The 16,961-nt window shown below is 70.2% G+C and carries 15 protein-coding genes; 6 read left to right on the plus strand and 9 right to left on the minus strand.

What is annotated here, in order from left to right:
- The first annotated feature begins 270 nt into the window (after nt 1-270).
- Together FGD71_RS41320 and FGD71_RS41325 are read left to right on the plus strand one after the other, a co-directional pair.
- Nucleotides 271-1,386, plus strand: coding sequence for a GNAT family N-acetyltransferase (locus FGD71_RS41320; RefSeq protein WP_119105717.1), 1,116 nt, complete (start codon nt 271-273; stop codon nt 1,384-1,386).
- Between the two features lie 247 nt (nt 1,387-1,633).
- Nucleotides 1,634-2,872 carry a DegT/DnrJ/EryC1/StrS family aminotransferase gene (locus tag FGD71_RS41325; RefSeq protein WP_119105718.1) on the plus strand — a complete coding sequence of 413 codons (1,239 nt, stop codon included), beginning with the start codon at nt 1,634-1,636 and terminating at the stop codon, nt 2,870-2,872.
- Here FGD71_RS41325 and FGD71_RS47750 read toward each other — a convergent pair.
- The 4 genes from FGD71_RS47750 to FGD71_RS41345 form a co-directional block, all read right to left on the minus strand.
- On the minus strand, nt 2,867-3,061 hold the full coding sequence (locus tag FGD71_RS47750) for a hypothetical protein (protein WP_162931367.1): 195 nt from the start codon (nt 3,059-3,061) through the stop codon (nt 2,867-2,869). The genes FGD71_RS41325 and FGD71_RS47750 overlap by 6 nt on opposite strands.
- A gap of 255 nt (nt 3,062-3,316) precedes the next feature.
- Nucleotides 3,317-3,829 carry a signal peptidase I gene (locus FGD71_RS41335; protein ID WP_119105719.1) on the minus strand — a complete coding sequence of 171 codons (513 nt, stop codon included), beginning with the start codon at nt 3,827-3,829 and terminating at the stop codon, nt 3,317-3,319.
- The gene (locus FGD71_RS41340; protein ID WP_140936059.1) at nt 3,830-4,387 is read right to left on the minus strand and encodes a hypothetical protein; all 558 of its coding nucleotides are present in this window, start codon (nt 4,385-4,387) and stop codon (nt 3,830-3,832) included.
- A 175-nt stretch (nt 4,388-4,562) separates the two neighbouring features.
- Nucleotides 4,563-5,927, minus strand: a complete 1,365-nt coding sequence (locus FGD71_RS41345) for an RCC1 domain-containing protein (protein WP_119105721.1) — start codon at nt 5,925-5,927, stop codon at nt 4,563-4,565.
- 65 nt (nt 5,928-5,992) lie between these two features.
- On the opposite strand from FGD71_RS41345, the gene FGD71_RS49455 reads away from it, so the two are divergent.
- Both FGD71_RS49455 and FGD71_RS41360 read left to right on the plus strand, forming a co-directional pair.
- Nucleotides 5,993-6,784, plus strand: coding sequence for an SMI1/KNR4 family protein (locus FGD71_RS49455; protein ID WP_240437029.1), 792 nt, complete (start codon nt 5,993-5,995; stop codon nt 6,782-6,784).
- Between the two features lie 83 nt (nt 6,785-6,867).
- Complete coding sequence (locus FGD71_RS41360) at nt 6,868-7,581, plus strand: VOC family protein (RefSeq protein WP_119105722.1); 714 nt, start codon at nt 6,868-6,870, stop codon at nt 7,579-7,581.
- A gap of 44 nt (nt 7,582-7,625) precedes the next feature.
- Here FGD71_RS41360 and FGD71_RS41365 read toward each other — a convergent pair whose 3' ends face one another.
- The 4 genes from FGD71_RS41365 to FGD71_RS41380 all read right to left on the minus strand — a co-directional run bounded on the left by FGD71_RS41365 (nt 7,626) and on the right by FGD71_RS41380 (nt 10,963).
- Complete coding sequence (locus FGD71_RS41365) at nt 7,626-8,798, minus strand: GTP-binding protein (RefSeq protein ID WP_119105723.1); 1,173 nt, start codon at nt 8,796-8,798, stop codon at nt 7,626-7,628.
- A gap of 6 nt (nt 8,799-8,804) precedes the next feature.
- Nucleotides 8,805-8,975, minus strand: a complete 171-nt coding sequence (rpmF, locus tag FGD71_RS41370; protein WP_119105724.1) for a 50S ribosomal protein L32 — start codon at nt 8,973-8,975, stop codon at nt 8,805-8,807.
- Nucleotides 8,976-9,097: 122 nt separating this feature from the next.
- Nucleotides 9,098-9,901 (minus strand): maleylpyruvate isomerase family mycothiol-dependent enzyme, encoded by an 804-nt coding sequence (locus FGD71_RS41375; protein WP_119105725.1) that lies wholly within the window; start codon nt 9,899-9,901, stop codon nt 9,098-9,100.
- Nucleotides 9,902-10,063: 162 nt separating this feature from the next.
- A complete protein-coding gene (locus tag FGD71_RS41380) occupies nt 10,064-10,963 on the minus strand; it encodes an amidohydrolase family protein (protein ID WP_119105726.1) in 900 nt (299 codons plus the stop codon).
- A gap of 897 nt (nt 10,964-11,860) precedes the next feature.
- Here FGD71_RS41380 and FGD71_RS41390 point away from each other — a divergent pair.
- A complete protein-coding gene (locus tag FGD71_RS41390; RefSeq protein ID WP_119105727.1) occupies nt 11,861-12,832 on the plus strand; it encodes an ATP-binding cassette domain-containing protein in 972 nt (323 codons plus the stop codon).
- A complete protein-coding gene (locus FGD71_RS41395; protein ID WP_119105728.1) occupies nt 12,829-13,620 on the plus strand; it encodes an ABC transporter permease in 792 nt (263 codons plus the stop codon). Before FGD71_RS41390 ends, FGD71_RS41395 begins: the two co-directional genes overlap by 4 nt.
- Here FGD71_RS41395 and FGD71_RS41400 read toward each other — a convergent pair.
- Nucleotides 13,601-16,777, minus strand: coding sequence for an ATP-binding protein (locus tag FGD71_RS41400; protein WP_119105729.1), 3,177 nt, complete (start codon nt 16,775-16,777; stop codon nt 13,601-13,603). The two genes, FGD71_RS41395 and FGD71_RS41400, sit on opposite strands and share 20 nt — an antisense overlap.
- Between the last annotated feature and the right edge of the window lie 184 nt (nt 16,778-16,961).

A 16,961-nucleotide genomic window follows, 5' to 3' on the forward strand; every position in this document is an offset into this window, starting at 1 on the left:
TTCGTTACGACCGACACCCTTGACAGAGTGCGTACTGTTTCGCGAGTTTTGGTCCCCACTGAACCACTCGAGCCTTGGTCGTCGACCGCGGAACGAGTGCGTACACGGCGCGGGTCGGCAGCAGTGCGAAGCGGTGGCAGGACGCGGACAGCGCGTCAAGGGGGGAGCGGTCGCCCATGCGATCCATGAGCCATGGTCCATACGCCTTACCGGCCTGCGCCGGGACCGGGACGTCCCTCGCAGAGCCTGCGGAAAGGCGGTTGATCTGAGATGGACATCAAGATCCACAGACTCGACGGGCTGAGCGCCTCGCATCTCCGGGCCTGGCACCGGGTGATGGACGAGTCGCCCGAATACGCCAACCCTTTCCTGGCACCGGAGTTCGCGATCGGCATCGGCAGGTATCGCGGTGGGGCGAGGGTGGCGGTCCTGCATGAGAACGGGGAGGCCGTCGGATTCTTCCCGTACGAGCGCAACTCCTTCGGCGTCGGCCAGGCCATAGGTCTCGGCCTCTCCGACTGCCAAGCCCTCGTGCACCGCCCCGGCGTCACCTGGGACACCCAGGAACTGCTGCGGGCCTGCGGGCTGTCCATCTTCGAGTTCGATCACCTCGTCGAGGAGCAGAAGCCGTTCGGCAGATACGTCACAGGGAGGTTCGCCTCTCCGGTGGTCGACCTGGAGCACAGCGACCGAAGCTATCCGGAGTGGCTGCGCGGCGCGTACCCGGGGCTGGCCAAGACGACGCTGAAGAAGGAACGCCGTATCGGGCGCGACGTGGGCGACATACGGTTCGTCTTCGACGAGCGCGACCCGCGGTTGCTGCGCAGGCTCATGCAGTGGAAGTCCGCCCAGTACCGGCGGACGGGACGGATGGACCGGTTCGCGCGGTCGTGGATCGTCGACCTGGTGGACCATCTGTTCCATGTCCGCGACGAGCACTTCACCGGCGTGCTGTCCGTGCTGTACGCCGGCGACCGGCCGGTCGCCGCGCACTTCGGACCGAGGTCGCGCACCGTGCTCGCGGCCTGGTTCACCGCGTACGACCCCGAATTCCACCGCTACTCACCCGGCCTGATGATGCATCTGCGGATCGCCGAGGCAGCGGGCCGGCACGGCGTGACGCTGATGGATCTGGGACGTGGCGACAAGGAGTACAAGGACTGGCTCAAGACCCGCGAGTTGCGCGTGGGCGAAGGGTTCGCGGCCCGCCCCCACCCGGTGGCGGCGGCGCACCGGCTGTGGCGCAGACCGGTGCGCGGCCTGCGGAACACGGTCCTGGCCCACTCCGCGCTGCGGCAACCGGCCGACCGGCTGCTGAAGACCGTCGGCACGCTGCGCACGTCGGGCCCGGCGAGCTCGGGCAAAGCGGAACCGCGCACACGCTGAACTGCCTTCCCCAGCCCCGGATTCGCACGGCCTACCCGTCCCCTCCACCGACCGTCGCAGCTTTCCTCCCGACCTTCCCTGACGACCCGCGACGGCGAGGGCCCGCTTGCAGGAGCCCAACCCGGCGTCCAGCCAGGAGCTCAGCCAGCAGCCCTACCGAAGCCTGACCGGTCCCTGATCGACGCTCGCAAGAACAGCCGTGTCCCTCAGACGACCTTTCGACGGCCCTTCGACGCAAGAGGTGACGATGTCGTACGGATCGGGGCTCGCCGCGACGATGACGCGGCGGCTCGGACGCGAATGCGTCTACACACCCTCGGCACGGCTGGCTCTGTACCTGGCCCTGCGGCACTGGTGCCGGCCGGGCGCAAGGATACTGATGTCACCGGTGAACGACGACGTGATCCTCTTCGTCGTCCTCGCGGCCGGGCTGCGCCCGGTGCAGGCTCCCGTGTCCGTATGGGACGGCAACATCGACCCGGCCGCCGTCCCGGAATCGACCTGGCGGAACGTGGACGCCGTCCTGACCACGAACCTGTACGGGATGCCGGACCAAGTCGTGGAACTCCGGCGGCGCTGCCAGGAGTTGGGGATCCCCCTGTTCGAGGACGCGGCACACGCGATCGGCACGCACGTGGACGGGCAGCCGATCGGGACCTTCGGGACGGCGGCGGCATTCAGCCTGTCCAAGCATGTGGCAGCGATGGCCGGCGGTTTCCTCGCCGTCGAGGACGCGCGCACCCGACGGGAGTTGGAGCTGCTGCGCGACGATCTCCTGCTGCCGCGCCGTCTCCGCGGCGACCTGGCCGCGACGCTCAGGCCGTTGGCGCGTTCGGCGGTACGCACCCTCCGCCTGGTGCGTCCTGTGTGGCGGACGATGCAGCGCCTGGAGTTGCTGGAACGCGACGACTTCCGCATGCCCCTGCACGCGCCGCGGCTCTCCGGTTGCGCGCGCGAGGCGCCGAGCCTGGTCGCGTACGAGCCGTGGGTGCGCGTCGACCTGCACGACTTCCGGTCCCGTCATGGAGCCCTGGTACGCGGGCAGTTGAAGCTGCGGATGGCTCGGCTCGACGACGACCTCACCCGGCGCAGGGTCGGTGTCTCGCTGCTGTCGGGCACCGCTTGGGCCTCCCCGGCACTCCGAGCCCGTTCGGCAGACGAACGCCTCGTTCCCCTTTTCCGGGTTCCGCTCCTGGTCCACGACCGCGACGCCCTCGTGCAACGTCTGGTACGACACGGTGTGGTCTCCGGGTACATCTATGACCCCCCGCTCGACGACTACGCGGGCGCGGAGTTCGTCGAACCGTCCCCCGACCCCTCGGCCGCCCGCTGGTTCGCTTCACATGTGCTCCCGGCCGACCCCCTCTTGGCCCGCAAGGTCACCAATGCCCTGACGAGAGAACGAGCGACAACCGCACGGCAGCCTGTCGGTCCTGGCGACCTCCCGATAACAGCCGGGCCCATGGCGGAGGGACAGGCATCATGAGGGGATGGCCGAGCTGATCGATCCGACCGTACGGCTGCGGCTGGTCCTCGTCGCCTCCGGCGCGTACGCCGCCTTGTTCGCCCTGGTCACCTGGCAGGCGCTGCGCGGCCAGCCACTGCTTCGCCCGGACGGCCCCACGCTCGTCACGGCGGCGCTGATCGTGCTCGGAACGCTCGTCGGCACGATCATTGCTCTACCCTGCTGGTCTACCTCGCTCTCGCGGCCCCCGTCCTGCCCGAGCTGTGGGCGGCGGTGCGCGACCCTGATCTGGAGGCCTTCCGGGACAGTGGATGTTCCTCCAGGCGCGCCGACTGGGAATCCACCCCCTGGCCATGGGCCCCCTGCTGGTGCTGACGATCCCGTTCTCGCCGATCGGCCTGCTGGTCTTCCTGACGCTGCGCGCCGCGAAGAGGACCCGGTCCAACAGCGTGGTCCGGGACCGCATCACACAGCCGCTGTCGCGCTGGACGTTCTCCGGCCGGCCAACCGGCTCATGCCGGCCACAGCGAGCAACACACCGGTGGCGAACACATAGTTGCCCTCTCTCCAGTGGGCGACGGGCAGGGCCACCATGGGGACACGCAGTCGTGCGAGGCCCTGGACCGAGGAGGGAGGTACAGGGGTGGAGTCGACCGCGGGGTTGTTGTCCCCGGCAGTGATGAGATGGCCGTTGCGCAGGACCTTGGCGACGCGATGGATGAGCAGACGTGTGGGCCGCGCGGGGTCGGTCACCACGACCACTTGATCGCTCTTGGGCGCGCGGCCCCGTAGAGGCTGGTACACGACGACGTCTCCCGGCGCCACCTGTGGGCGCATGGAGTCGCCGAGGACGACGGTCGCGTCCCAGCCCGGGAGCAGAGCGGGCGCATGGGCCCAGATCAGCAGGCCGGCTGCCATGCTGAGCCCGATGCGCGCCCCGATCACTGTGAGCAGGAGGAGCCAGGACCTCGAGGACATCTATGCGGCTTGGGCTTCCCATGTGAAGTTCACGTTCGGTGTGGAGCCGCCCTGGGTGGAGTCGGGCGCCGTGGCGCTGAAGGTCCAGGAGAGGCGGAAGGTCCTGGTCTCCGGCGGGTTGCCGGTCAGTGGCCAAGGGCCGATGCCGTTGGCGTAGTTGGTGCGTGTGGTGGTCAGGTTCTCCAAGGTGCCGGTGTAGTCCACGGGCGCGGAGGGGGTGAAGCCGTCGCAGGAGTCGAACGATCCGCCCGTGCCGTCCTCGACGGTGATGTCGAGATAAGGGCTGATGTCGTTGGAGGGTGCGTTGGATGTCGAGGTGTAGAGCTTGATGCTCGTCGGGACCGTTGCCTCGGATGTGATGGCAATACATCTGCTCCCGGTGTCACCCGGCGTGATGTTGCTGAGGTTGAACAGCGGCTGGCCGCCGCTGTCATTGGTCAGGTTGATCGATCCCGCTGTCCAACTGACCCCGGAGTTGGTGGTCCGTCCGGAGAACGCGGCCTGGGATGCGTGCCAGACCAGCCCGCCGCTGAGCATCAGACCGACCGGCACGGGCACCACATAAGCAAACAGCCTGAGGCGGGACCACTGATTCCCGTGATTCCCGTCAGATACTTTCTTCTTCGCCATGATCAAAGAGATATCTCTTTCATCCCGCACAATCCTGCGATCCCTGCTGACCGGGTGAATTCGGTACGCACGTTTCATCCGACTGGGCCGGTCAGCCAGCGGCTCACCCGATCGAGAGGTTGCTGGAGGAATTCGATCCCGTTCTCAGCGGGCGGGCCTTGGCGCCCGGAATGGTGGTGGGCTGCCTGCGGGTGGCCGTATCCCCCTGGCCCAGCTGGCCGCTGGCGTTGCCGCCCCAGCACGAGATGATTTTCCCGGCCCTCACTCCACAGCTGTGGACCCGGCCGGCCGTGACGGTGGCCCAGTACTTGGCCTTGCCCACCTGGACGGGACTGGTGCGGTCGCTCGTGTCGCCGAGCCCGAGCCGGCCATCGGAGTTGCGTCCCCAGCACCACAGCGTGCCTTCTTCCCGGGTGGCGCAGGTGTGCAGCCGCCCCGCGGCAACAGACGCCCAGCTGACCCCGGGGCCGACCGGGGCCGGGTGGGTGCGGTTCACGTTGTCGCCCGTGCCCAGCTGGCCGTAGGTGTTCTCACCCCAGCACCACAGAGTCTGATCCACGCGCGTCCCGCACGTGTGCGTATGGCTCGCCGCGACGTCGGCCCAGGTCGCGGCGCCGACCTGGGCCGGTGCCATGCGGTTGGCGGTGTCGCCGAGGCCGAGCTGGAAGGAGGTATTGCGTCCCCAGCACCACAGGGAGCGGTCGGCCCGGATACCGCAGGTGTACTCGATCCCGGCGGTAACGGCCACCCAGTCGGAGGCCGTGCCGACCTGGACCGGGGTGTTGCGGCTCGCGGTGTCGCCCAGGCCGAGCTCACCGGAGTTGTTGCTGCCCCAGCAGTACAGCGTTCCGCTGAGCCGGGTCGCGCACGTGTGGGTCTGCCCGACATCGGCCGCTGACCATGTCTTGCTGGTTCCCACCTGCGTCAGTGTGGTGCGCTGCTCGGTGTCGCCCGTGCCCAGCTGGCCGTTGTCGTTCCTACCCGTGCACCACAGCGTGTCGCTTCGGAGAGCGCATGCGTGGTCGGGGCCCGCCGCCACGCGCTGCCAGTCCGTGAACGTGCCGACCTGTGTGCGTCTCAAGCGGCCGGTACGGTCACCGAGCCCCAGTTGCCCCGATGCGTTGTCTCCCCAGGCATACAGCTTTCCGGTTCCGAAATCCTCAGCCGTCCGCGCGACCGCCAACACCGTGGCTGTGCCCGTGGTATCGGCGAACGCGCCCGGAAGAAGGGCGAGTATCGCGATTCCCATGCTGACAAACAGAAAGGGCACAACGCGTCCCCACCGCACACCGCCGCGGTGGACGGCAGCCCTTCCGAAACAACGGAGCAGATACAGCAGGACTCTCACAGGGACTGCATCGGCGCATTTGAGCACAGCCTGAGCCCGCGCGCTCACAGTGCGGTCATTCGGGCTCCCGCCATTGGAGGGAACCGATCCACATGCGAGTCCGGCGCCGGTTGGCCCCATGGACGACCACAGGGAGCGCCCCAGCCGCCTGCCCCCGGGCCGCCGGGATGGTGCAGGGTGGAGCCATGCTTGTCGATCATCAGGAGTACGACGTCGTCGTGAAGGCCGTGGCGCCCGTGGGAGCCGCCGTCGACGCGGACGGACAGGACGGTTTCATCGACCCGGCCAAGCACCCTTCGTGGTGGTCGGACATACCCCGCCCCGCGGTCGGCGACCGGATGCGAGCGGTGGTCCTCGACGCCTCCAGGACCCCGCCACGGCTCAGCGCCCTGCCAGGCGATATCCAAACGGCCCGGAGCCTGCGCCACACCGAGCCACTGGCACGTATCTGCCCACCGCCTGGCGACAGCCGAACCGTGGAATGGGCCTCGGTCGAGGAACTACTGGGCACAGTCCTGCCGGCCGACTACAAACGGCTCGTCGAGGCGTACGGTGGCGGGCTCTTCGCGGGGATGATCTGGCTGCTGGAACCGGGCTGTCCGGACCCCATGCTCGAGCTGGTGGCCCAGACCGCAGAGCGTGAGGAGATCCTCGCCGAGCTGTGGGAAGCGGGGGAGGACAAGCCGTCGGAGCTTCAGGAAGGTGGCGTCCGGCTCGTGCCCTGGGGATTCGCGGAAGGCGCGGGACATTACCTCTACTGGGTCGTCCGACCCGATGTCGAGCCGGAGGAATGGACCGTCATCCTCAACGAGGGCCGCGGTCCCCTCTGGGAGGCCTCTCCGGTCTCGTGCAGCCAGTTCCTCCTCGACGTCGTGGCAGGCACGACGTCGTCGTTCTACTTCACCGGCCTGGACGACATCATCGAACCTGAGGACAGGTTTCGCTTCGCACCCAACTCCGAGTTCCACGGCACCTAGACCATGCAGCGCGGCAGCGGAAACTCGCTTGCGAAGCCGTCCGGACACCCGATATCCAACGTCCGGACGACAAGGAGCACACGATGACTGCCCGTCCGGGGTTATTGAACAAGTTCTGCTGGATGGACCTCAAAACTCGCGACCTGCCCGGCACAGCAGCCTTCTTCTCAAAGGTACTGGGCTGGCATTTCGCGGTGGATGAGGAGGACTGGCGCCAGGCCACAAAGATAACCGTCGAAGGTCACCGGATCGGCAGCGTCAGCGACCTCGCGAATCCGGTGTACCCGCCGGCAACCCCCGCCCATATCGCCTACTACCTCGCGGTCGGCGACATCGACGGCAGTACCGAAGCCGCGACGGCGAACGGCGCGCGCCTCGTCGTCCTTCCCTTCGACGCGGGCGATCAGGGCCGTATCGCGACGTTGATCGATCCGGTGGGCGCCGCCTTCTCCCTGTGGCAGCCACACCGGTTCACCGGGTGGGAATTCCCGCCTGACGCTGCGGGTGCCCCTCATCGCATGGTTCTGACCTGCGATCAGCCGGAGCTGGCCCAGCACTTCTACCGCGAGACAACAGGCACCAGTCTCGTCCAGGCCGATTTCCTCGCCACACACGAATATGTCACCGCCGCCCCGCAGTGGGAGCCGGTAGTGGGCGTCGATGATCTGGACAGCGTCGTCGCCCGTGCACGCGACTTTGGGCAGGGCCTTGTCACCCGGTCCGAAGAGACCGGCCGCCCGGTTGTGCGGTTGAGCAGCCCAGAGGGATTGACCTTCCAAGTCCGCCTGAACCAATGAACCGGCAATCGAACACGCGAGTCGTCAGACAGCTCTGTGGTTCCTCATGCGCCCGCTACGAGTTCGGGGTGCTCGTGCTCGCAGGGGTCATCGACGCCGTAGGTGTCCCAGGCGGGGAACGGGTCGACGAGCGGGAGGCATTCGCTCTCCGCCATGAGGCAGCCGGCCAGCGCGGCGTGGAGGGCTTCGGCGTTCAAGTGCGTGCCGATGAAGACCAGTTCCTGACCGTTCGGTCCGTCGGCGTCGCGGGCGGCGGAGGGCTCGAAGCGGGCGACGGAGCCGGCCTGCGACCACAGCCCCGTCACGTGCGGGCGGCTCGCCAGGGTGAAGAAACCCTTGGAGCGCAGGATCTGCCCGAAGGTGCCGCTGTCGAGTTCCCCGGTGATGAACGACCACAACCGGCCGGGATGGAAGGGGACTTGGGAGCGGAAGACCGTGGAGGAGATGCCGTACTCCTCGGTTTCGGGGACGTGGTCGCCGTTGAGTTCCATGACCCAGCCCGGCGCCTGCTGGGCGCGGTCGAGGTCGAACAGACCGGTGCCGAGTACCGCGCCGACCTCGATCCTGCCGTGGACGGCGGGGACGATCCGGGCAACCGGGTTGAGGCGGCTCAGCATTGCCCGGAGCCGGTCGGCGGCTTCGGCATCGACCAGGTCGAGCTTGTTGAGCACGATGACGTCGGCGAACTCGATCTGGTCCGTCAGCAGGTCGCTGACCGTGCGTTCGTCGTCCTCGTACTGGTCCAGTCCCCGCTCGGACAAATCGTCGCCCTGCGCCAGTTCGGGCAGAAAGTTCGCGGCATCGACGACCGTGACCATGGTGTCGAGGCGGGCGAGATCGCCGAGGGTGGCTCCGTCGTCGCGGGCGAAGGCGAACGTGGCGGCGACCGGCATCGGCTCGGAGATGCCGCTGGACTCGATGAGGAGGTAGTCGAAGCGGCCCTCTCGGGCCAGCCGGTCGACCTCCTCCAGCAGGTCGTCGCGCAGCGTGCAGCAGATGCAGCCGTTGGTCATCTCGACCAGGCGTTCCTCGGTGCGCGAGAAGGCGGCCTCGCCGCCGCGCACGAGAGCGGCGTCGATGTTGATCTCGCTCATGTCGTTGACGATGACCGCGACGCGCAGGCCCTCGCGGTTGCCGAGGACATGGTTGAGGAGGGTCGTCTTGCCCGCACCGAGGAAGCCGGACAGGACGGTCACGGGCAACCGGTCGATCGCCATGGCGGCTCAGCCCTCCGGGCGGAGCAAGCCGCGCTCGTAGGCCTTGACCAGCCGTTGCGGCACCAGATGGGCGGTGCCGTCGACAGTGACCGGCACGAGCCGCGGCGTGCCGGCTTTCCACTGGGCGCGGCGGTGGCGGGTGTTGCTGCGGGACATCTTCCGCTTCGGAACGGCCATGGCGGTCCTCCTTGTTGGGCGAGCAGTGCAAGACGCTACATGAAAATGGATCCCATTACCAAGCGTCTTGTCCCGCGCCGCGGAACCATGCCGTCACACCGGCCCTGGGCTCGCGTCAGGGCTCATTTGCGGAGCCAGAAGCCAGATCGTTCCACCCACAGAGTCAGCAGGTCCGCGTCCCCGTACACCTCGACGGACGAGCCGGCCGGCGTACGGCGGCCGTAGAGGAGCAGGACGAGATCGGTGAGCGGGGCGCGCACCGCCACCGTGGCCTTCTCGTGGGCGTGGCTCCAGGTGATCGGCTCGCCTGTGAGGTCCACCAGCCACTCGGCGTGGAGCGCGTCGGTGGCGTGGAGGTGCAGTGTGCGGCCCGGGCCGGTGAGCGGCGGGGCGTCGGGCCCGGCCGCCTCCAGGACCCGCGGCAGCGAGCCGAAGCCCATCCACTCGTCCAGGGCGTCCCGGGCCAGGTCCTCGCGTACGGCGAAGGGGGCGCCCGTGACGAAGGCCGCGTCGGCGGCGTGCAGGGTCGTCTCGTGGGTCATCCGCCGGGCCCAGAAGCGCACGCGGCCGCTCGGGGCGACCGTCCACACCGGGGCCTCGGGACCGGCCTCGCGCAGGGCGCCGGTGAGCTCCGCGGCGCCCTCGGCGAGCCACGCGTCCAGGGCGGCGGGGGTCTCGGGGCCCGGCGAGGAGACATCGTCGACGAGGTCGTGGGGGACCGGGCCGGTGGCCTGGGTGCGGACGATCTGCGCGGCCCAGCGGTGGGTGCCGCCGACGTGCCGGGCGAGCTGGGTGAGGGTCCATCCGGGGCAGGTGGGGACGGGGGTGGCCGCCGGGCCCGCCTCGGCCGACCGCACGGCTGCGCGTAACTCATCGGCCCGGGAGCTGATTTCGGTGCAGTACGCGTCGTGGCTCACGTCATTCACGCGGACACCGTAAGACGGACCGAGCGCGGGCTCAACGCGAATGACTTCGCGCTGACGCCGACGCCTTCTGCCAGTTTCGGCAGGTCCGTGCCTGGGTCGCATTGCACGTCGAACGCGGGTCTCGGCGCCGGACGCCGGACGCCAGACGCCAGACGCCAGACGTCAAGCTCGCAGTCCGAACAGGCTTGCCGCGTTGTTGTGGCACACCGCCCGCAGCCACTCCTCTCCGAGACCCAGCCGCTCCAGGGCGTGCAGTTGGTGCATGTACGGATAGGGGATGTTGGGGAAGTCGGAGCCGAGCAAAATGCGGTCGCCGAGCCCGGCGAGCCGGGGGAGGTCCCGGCGGGGGAACGGCATGAACCCCTCGGTGAAGTCGGTGAACGCCATCGTCGTGTCCAGCCGCACCTCCCCATACCGCTCGGCGAGGCCGAGAAACTCCTCGTACTCGGGCATCCCCATATGCGCGACGACCAGCCGCAGCCGAGGGTGCCGCGCCAGCACCCGCGCGATTGGCTCGGGGCCGGTGTGCTTGCCGGGCGCGGGCCCGGAGCCGCAGTGGATCACCACAGGGACCTGGGCCTCGGCCAGCAACCCCCATGCCTGCTGAAGGAGTTCGTCGGCCGGGTCGTACGCCCCCACCTGCACGTGCGCCTTGAAGACGCGCGCGCCCGCTTCGACGGCCTCCCGGACGTATGCCTCGACGCCCGGCTCGGGGTAGAGGGTGGCGGTGTGCAGACAGTCGGGGGTGCGGCGGGCGAAGTCGGCTGCCCAGCCGTTCAGCCATTGGGCCATGCCCGGCTTGTGCGGGTAGAGCATCGAGGTGAAGGCCTGTACGCCGAACTCCCGGAGCAGGTCCGCCCGTTCCGCCTCCTCCTGCCGGTAGGTGATCGGCCACTCGATCCCACCGGTCAGCGGTCCGAGCGCGTCGAAGTAGTCCCACACCTTGCGCAGGACGCGCTCGGGCATGAAGTGCGTATGGACGTCGACCAGCCCGGGAAGACCGAGCCGCCCCCAGAATCGGCGGACCTCACCGGCCTCCTCACCCACAGGCACGTCACTCATGGCCCCTCGCAAACCCGTGGCCGCGCTCGGCCTCGGCGACTCGGCACAGTACGGGGAGCCGTGGGCGGGAGGTGGGTTCGGCGATACCGGCAGGGTCGACGGGTGCCATGCGGTGATCATTCATGTCGCCCACGATCGGCCCAGGTGAGGTGGCGGGTCCACTCCTTTGCGCAAGGGATCCGTGAGGGATCCATCACCTGCCCCTCCGGCTGTGTGGACCGGGCGCGGGGAGGGTGATACCGAGTGCGGCTTCCGCAGATCCCGGCGGAGCCGCCGGTGCCCGTGCGCGCCAGGTTCGGCGCGCTCACGGACCGCCGCATCGCACCGGTCGTCGGTGTCTCCTTCCTCGCGGCCGTGGCCGGCCTCGTCACCGCCGTCATGACCGCCCTACTGCTCTCCGAAGGGGCACTGCCCGTGCTCGGTGCCGCAGCCTTCCCCGCTCTCGTGCTCTGGGGAGCGGCGGGCTGGGAGCTGCAGGTGCCCCAGCAGCACCGGCTGCTCGCGCTGCGCGACGGGCACGGCACGGTCGCTCTCGCCCTGAACAACTCTGCGCTTTACCTGGGCAGCGCGCCGCCGGTTCGGCGCTCGGCGGACTCGCCCTGTCCGGCGGGCTCCCCGCACCGCGGTTGCTTGGGCCGCAGCGGGTGTCGCCGCGCTCGGACTCGTCCTGCACCTCGTCACGCGCGTGTCCCGCAGCCGCGCGGGCAGCCGCCCCCAGGACGGTCGGGCCGGCATCAACGTCGAGCGCTGCGAGCTGGACGGCACCACCAATGCACCAGCTCCGCGAACTCCTTGCTGAGCGCCGGCGCACCACAACTGCCCGAGGCAACCCCGGTTCCAGGGCGCTGAAACCATCCTGAAACCGCGCTGAAGGCGCCCTGCCGCAACCTCTGCGGCATGACGACGACGACATCGCACTCTCTCGCCATCGCGGCCAAGGGGCTGCGCAAGGCCTACGGGGACAAGACGGTCCTCGACGGCATCGACCTGGCGGTGCCGGCCGGCACGGTCTTCTCCCTGCTCGGCCCGAACGGCGCCGGCAAGACCACCGCCGTAAAGATCCTCTCCACGCTCATCACCGCCGACGTCGGCGACCTGCGCGTCGGTGGCCACGACCTGGCCGCCGACCCGCAGGCCGTGCGGGCCGCGATCGGCGTCACCGGGCAGTTCTCGGCCGTCGACGGCCTGATGACCGGCGAGGAGAACATGCTCCTCATGGCGGACCTGCACCTACTCTCCCGCAGCGAGGGCCGCCGGACCGTCGCCGAACTCCTTGAGCGCTTCGACCTGGTGGAGGCCGCGAAGAAGCCCGTCGCCACCTACTCCGGCGGGATGAAGCGCCGCCTGGACATCGCCATGACGCTGGTCGGCAATCCGCGGATCATCTTTCTCGACGAGCCGACCACCGGCCTCGATCCGCGCAGCCGTCACAACATGTGGGGGATCATCCGCGAGCTGGTCTCCGGCGGCGTCACCGTCTTCCTCACCACCCAGCACCTGGAGGAGGCAGATGAGCTCGCCGACCGCATCGCGGTGCTGAGCGACGGCAAGATCGACGCCGAAGGGAGTGCCGACGAGCTGAAGCGGCTCATCCCGGGCGGGCACGTGCGGCTGCGGTTCGCCGACCCGGCCGCGTACCAATCCGCCGCCGTCGCCCTGCGCGAGGCCACCAGGGACGACGAGGCGCTGTCGCTGCAGATCCCCAGCGACGGCAGCCAGCGCGAACTGCGCTCCATCCTCGACTGGCTGGACTCGGCCGGTATCGAGGCGGACGAGCTGACCGTGCACACCCCCGACCTCGACGACGTGTTCTTCACCCTGACCGGCCCGGCCAACGCCCCCAGCCAGCCCAAGGAGAACGTCCGATGAGCGCCCTCTCCCTCGCCGTACGCAACTCGAACACGATGCTGCGCCGCAACCTGCTGCACGCGCGGCGCTACCCGTCCATGACCCTGAACCTGCTGCTCCAGCCGATCATGATGCTGCTGCTCTTCGTCTACATCTTCGGAGACGTGATGAGCGCGGGCATCGGTGGCGGCGGCGCCGAGCGCTCCGACTACATCGCCTATGTCGTTCCGGGCGTGTTGATGATCACCATCGGCTCCACCGTGATCGGGGCCGCGGTGTCCGTCTCCATGGACATGACCGAGGGCCTCATCGCCCGCTTCCGTACGATGGCGGTCTACCGCGGCTCTGTGCTCATCGGACACGTCGTCGGCAGCGTGCTGCAGGTGCTCGCCAGCGTGGCCCTCCTCGGCGCGATCGCCATGGCCATCGGCTTCCGGCCCACGGACGCTACGCCCTTGGAGTGGCTGGCGGCGTTCGGGCTGCTCGCGCTGTTCGCCCTGGCGCTCACCTGGATCGCGGTCGGGATGGGCATGGCCGGCCCGAACCCCGAGGCGGCCGGCAACATGGCCATGCCGCTGATCCTCCTGCCGCTCATCTCGAGCGCCTTCATCCCGGCCGACACGATGCCGGGCTGGTTCCAGCCGATCGCCGAGTACCAGCCGTTCACCCCGGCCATCGAGACCCTGCGCGGCCTGCTGCTCGGCACCGAGATCGGCCACAACGGGTGGATCGCGATCGCCTGGTGCGTCGGCCTGACCGCGCTCGGCTACCGCTGGTCGACGGCGTTGTTCAACCGCGACCCGAAGTAGCCGACATGAGCACGCGGGCCGCCTCCCGCAACTCGTCCCGCCCCAGGGCGGCGTACTCCGACACCGCGTCGGCGTACGCCGCCCTGTCGGCGTCCTCGGCCGCCTTCCGGGCGCGGTCCGCCGACATCGTCGGCTGGTAATCGCGCAGCACCCGCAGCCGTTCGGCCAGCGCGATCATCCGTACGGCGGCGGCGTCGCCGGAGGCGAGCCCCGCCATGCCAAGGGCGTGCAACACCGTCCCGAACACAGGGAGCTCCATGGGCGAGTGGGACGGACCGGAGAGCAGGGTCCGCAGCCCCTGCCTCAGCCGGTCGACCGGCTCCGCGACCAGCTCGAGACGGCCGGCATGCGCGTGTGCCGTCACCGCCGCCGACTGGATCTTCAGCACCCACCGGTCGAGGAAGGGATCGCCGCTGTACATCGAGCCGGCCTCGGCCACCCCTTCCACGGCGCTGCGCCACAAGCCGAGCCCGACCTCCGTCAGTCCGCGGGCGAGCGCGATCTCGGCGCGGCCGCCGACGTCGGTGCTGTCGGAGCCGTCCTGCTGCAAGGTGTTGACGTCCTCCGCCTGCCGCAGCCAGTACTCGGCCTCGTCGGGGTCGCCGCGCTGCAGGCAGGCGAGGACGAGGCTCCAGCGGACGCCGATGGTGTCGTGCTCGTCGCCGAGCCGCCGCAGCGCCTCGAGGGCGGCCTTGAGGTGCCCGTACGCGGCCTCGCCCTGCTCCATCTGCAAGCACAGCTGGCTCAGCCGGGAGTGGCCCATGACCTGCAGGAACGGATTGTCGAGCGGCGCCAGTGCGGCGATGGTCCGGCGAGCCGAGGCGAGCGCCCGGTCGATGTCGTGCTCCGACTCCCAGACGTAGGTGGCGACGGACTCGGCGACGCCGGCGAGCAGCGGCTGCTCGCTGTCGCAGAGCTTCTGCAGCACGTCGTAGTCGGGAGGCAGCATCTCGGGGACCGCGCTCAGCACTGCCGCGGCGGCGCGCAACAGCGTGTCCGGCGGGGCCGGGGGCAGCCGCCGAAGGATGACGAGCTGACGTACGACGTGCGGGCCATAGCCCATGAACAAGCTCGCCGTGCACAACACCGCGGCGGCGCGGGCGACTTCGACGTATGCGGGCTCGGGGTAGTAGTGCGACAGCGGCGGGCCGGTGTCCGCGGCGAGGGCGGTGAGACGGAGGTAGTTGGAGCCGGTGGACCACAGGGCGGTGAGGACGGCAGTGAGGGCGGCGGTGGTGGGGCCGTCCGAACGGGCCAAGGCGTGCCGCAGGGCCGGCACGAGGTTGTCCTGCTCGGCCTTGATCCGCTCCCGGGCGGCAATGGGGTCTCCGTTGCTCGAGCGAAGCCGAGAGCTTGGGGAAGGGTCCGAGCCGAAGAGCACGTCGTGGTGCGCGACCCCGAAGTCCCGCGCCCAGGCGAGGAACCGGCCGACGGCCTCCTCATCCTCGCCCGCCTCCGCACGCCGGGCCGCGCTGAACTCCCGTACGGTCTCCAGCATCCGGAACCGCACGCCGGCCGGGGTGTCGGCGACGGTGAGCAGCGACTGATCGGCCAACTGCTCCAGCAGGAACAGCGCGTCCTCGCCAAGGACCTGCTCCGCCGCCTCGCCGGAGAAGCCGCCGGGAAAGACGGACAGCATGCGCAGCGCCGCTCTGGCGTCCTCCGCGAGCAGGTTCCAGCTCCACTCCACGACCGCGTGCAGCGTGCGGTGGCGCTCCGGCACGTCCCGCGCCCCGCCGCGCAGCAGCGCGAACCGGTCGCCGAGGCGGCGGGCGATCTCCGGCACCGACAGCACCCGCACCCGCGCCGCGGCCAACTCCACGGCGAGCGGCAGCCCGTCGAGGTGACGGCACAGCTCGGCCACCGCGTCCGGCGGCAGCTCCACGCCGGGCCGGGCGGCCCGGGCCCGCTGCGTGAACAGCTCGACCGAGATGTCGAGACCGAGCTCCGGCAGCGCGTACACCGCCTCCGACGTCAGGCCCAGCGGGCCCCGGCTCGTGGCGAGCACCCGCAGGTCCTTCGAGGACGAGACCAGGGCCTGTACGAGATCGGCGGCGCCCCGGATGACCTGCTCGCAGTTGTCCAGCACCAGCAGCGCGTGCCCGGAGCCGAGCACGCCGAGGATTCCGGACACCGGGTCGGCCGAGGCGTGGCCGCTCATGGGGCCGGGCTGCCCCTCGCCCGCACCGAGCGCGGAGGCCACCTCCGCGGCCACGTCCTCGTGCGCGGTGACGCCGGCGAGCGGCACGAAATACACCACGCGCTGCTCGGCCCGGCGGCTGACGGCGTGCGCGAGCCGGGTCTTGCCGAGGCCGCCGGGGCCGACGACGGTGACGGCGCGGGAGACGCGCAGCAGCCGCTCCACCGCCGCGACGTCCTCGTCCCGCCCCAGCAGCGGGTTCGGCTCGTGTGGCACGCCGTGCCTGACCACAGGCGCCTCGCCGCGCAGCAGCTCCTGCTGTACGGCCTTGAGCCCGGCGCCAGGATCCGTGCCGAGCTCTTCGCGCAGCTCACGCCGGTACGCCTCGTACCGCGTCAGCGCGGCGGACGGGCCCGCCGTCGCCGCCTCGCCGCGCAACAGCTCGGCGAGCACCTCCTCGTCGCGCGGATGCTCCGCGGCGGCCACGGTCAGCGGCCCGGCCGCCTCCGCGTGCCGCCCCAGCCGGGCGAGCGCGAGCGCCTGCGCGCGTAAGAGCGTGCCGCGGACGGGGGCGCGCTCGGTGCGCAACGCGGCTACGGGGTCGCCGGTGTCGCCGGCCCCGTCAGGAGTGTCCTCCCACAGCGCGAGCCCGGCCTCGGCCGCGGCCAGTGATCCCGCGTGGTCCCCGGCCCTGGCCCGGTCCGCGCTCGCGGCGGCGTGCAGCAGCAGGGCGGAGCTGTCGACCTGATCCTCGGCGAGCGTGAGCCGGTATCCGGTCGGCGTGCTCGCGAGGACGTCGGCGCCCAGCTGCGCCCGCGCCCTGGACACGAGGACCTGCACCGCCTTTCCCGGCCGCTCCGGCAACTCGTCCGGCCACAGCCCTGCCACAAGCCGCTCGGTGCTGCAGCCCGTGCGCAAGTCGCCCGCGAGCAGCGCGAGGAGGCCGCGGAGCCGGGGCGCGGTGATCTCCTGTCCGCGGTAGGCGACATGAGGCAGCAGGGTCAGGTCGGTGGTCACCCGTGCACATTAGCCAAGGCGCCGACCGCCCGAACTCCCTCCGCGGGCCGAACTCCCGCCGCGCGGGCGGCCCTTGCCCAACGCACGCCCACCCGGGCGTCCGCCGCAGCCGCGCCGACCGTTCCTGCACCCGCACCAACCGAGCCCGCCGCCCGTGCCCGCCGCGCGTCGGCCGGCTCCGCCC

Source organism: Streptomyces sporangiiformans, from assembly GCF_005768555.2.
Classification (GTDB): Bacteria; Actinomycetota; Actinomycetes; order Streptomycetales; family Streptomycetaceae; genus Streptomyces; species Streptomyces sporangiiformans.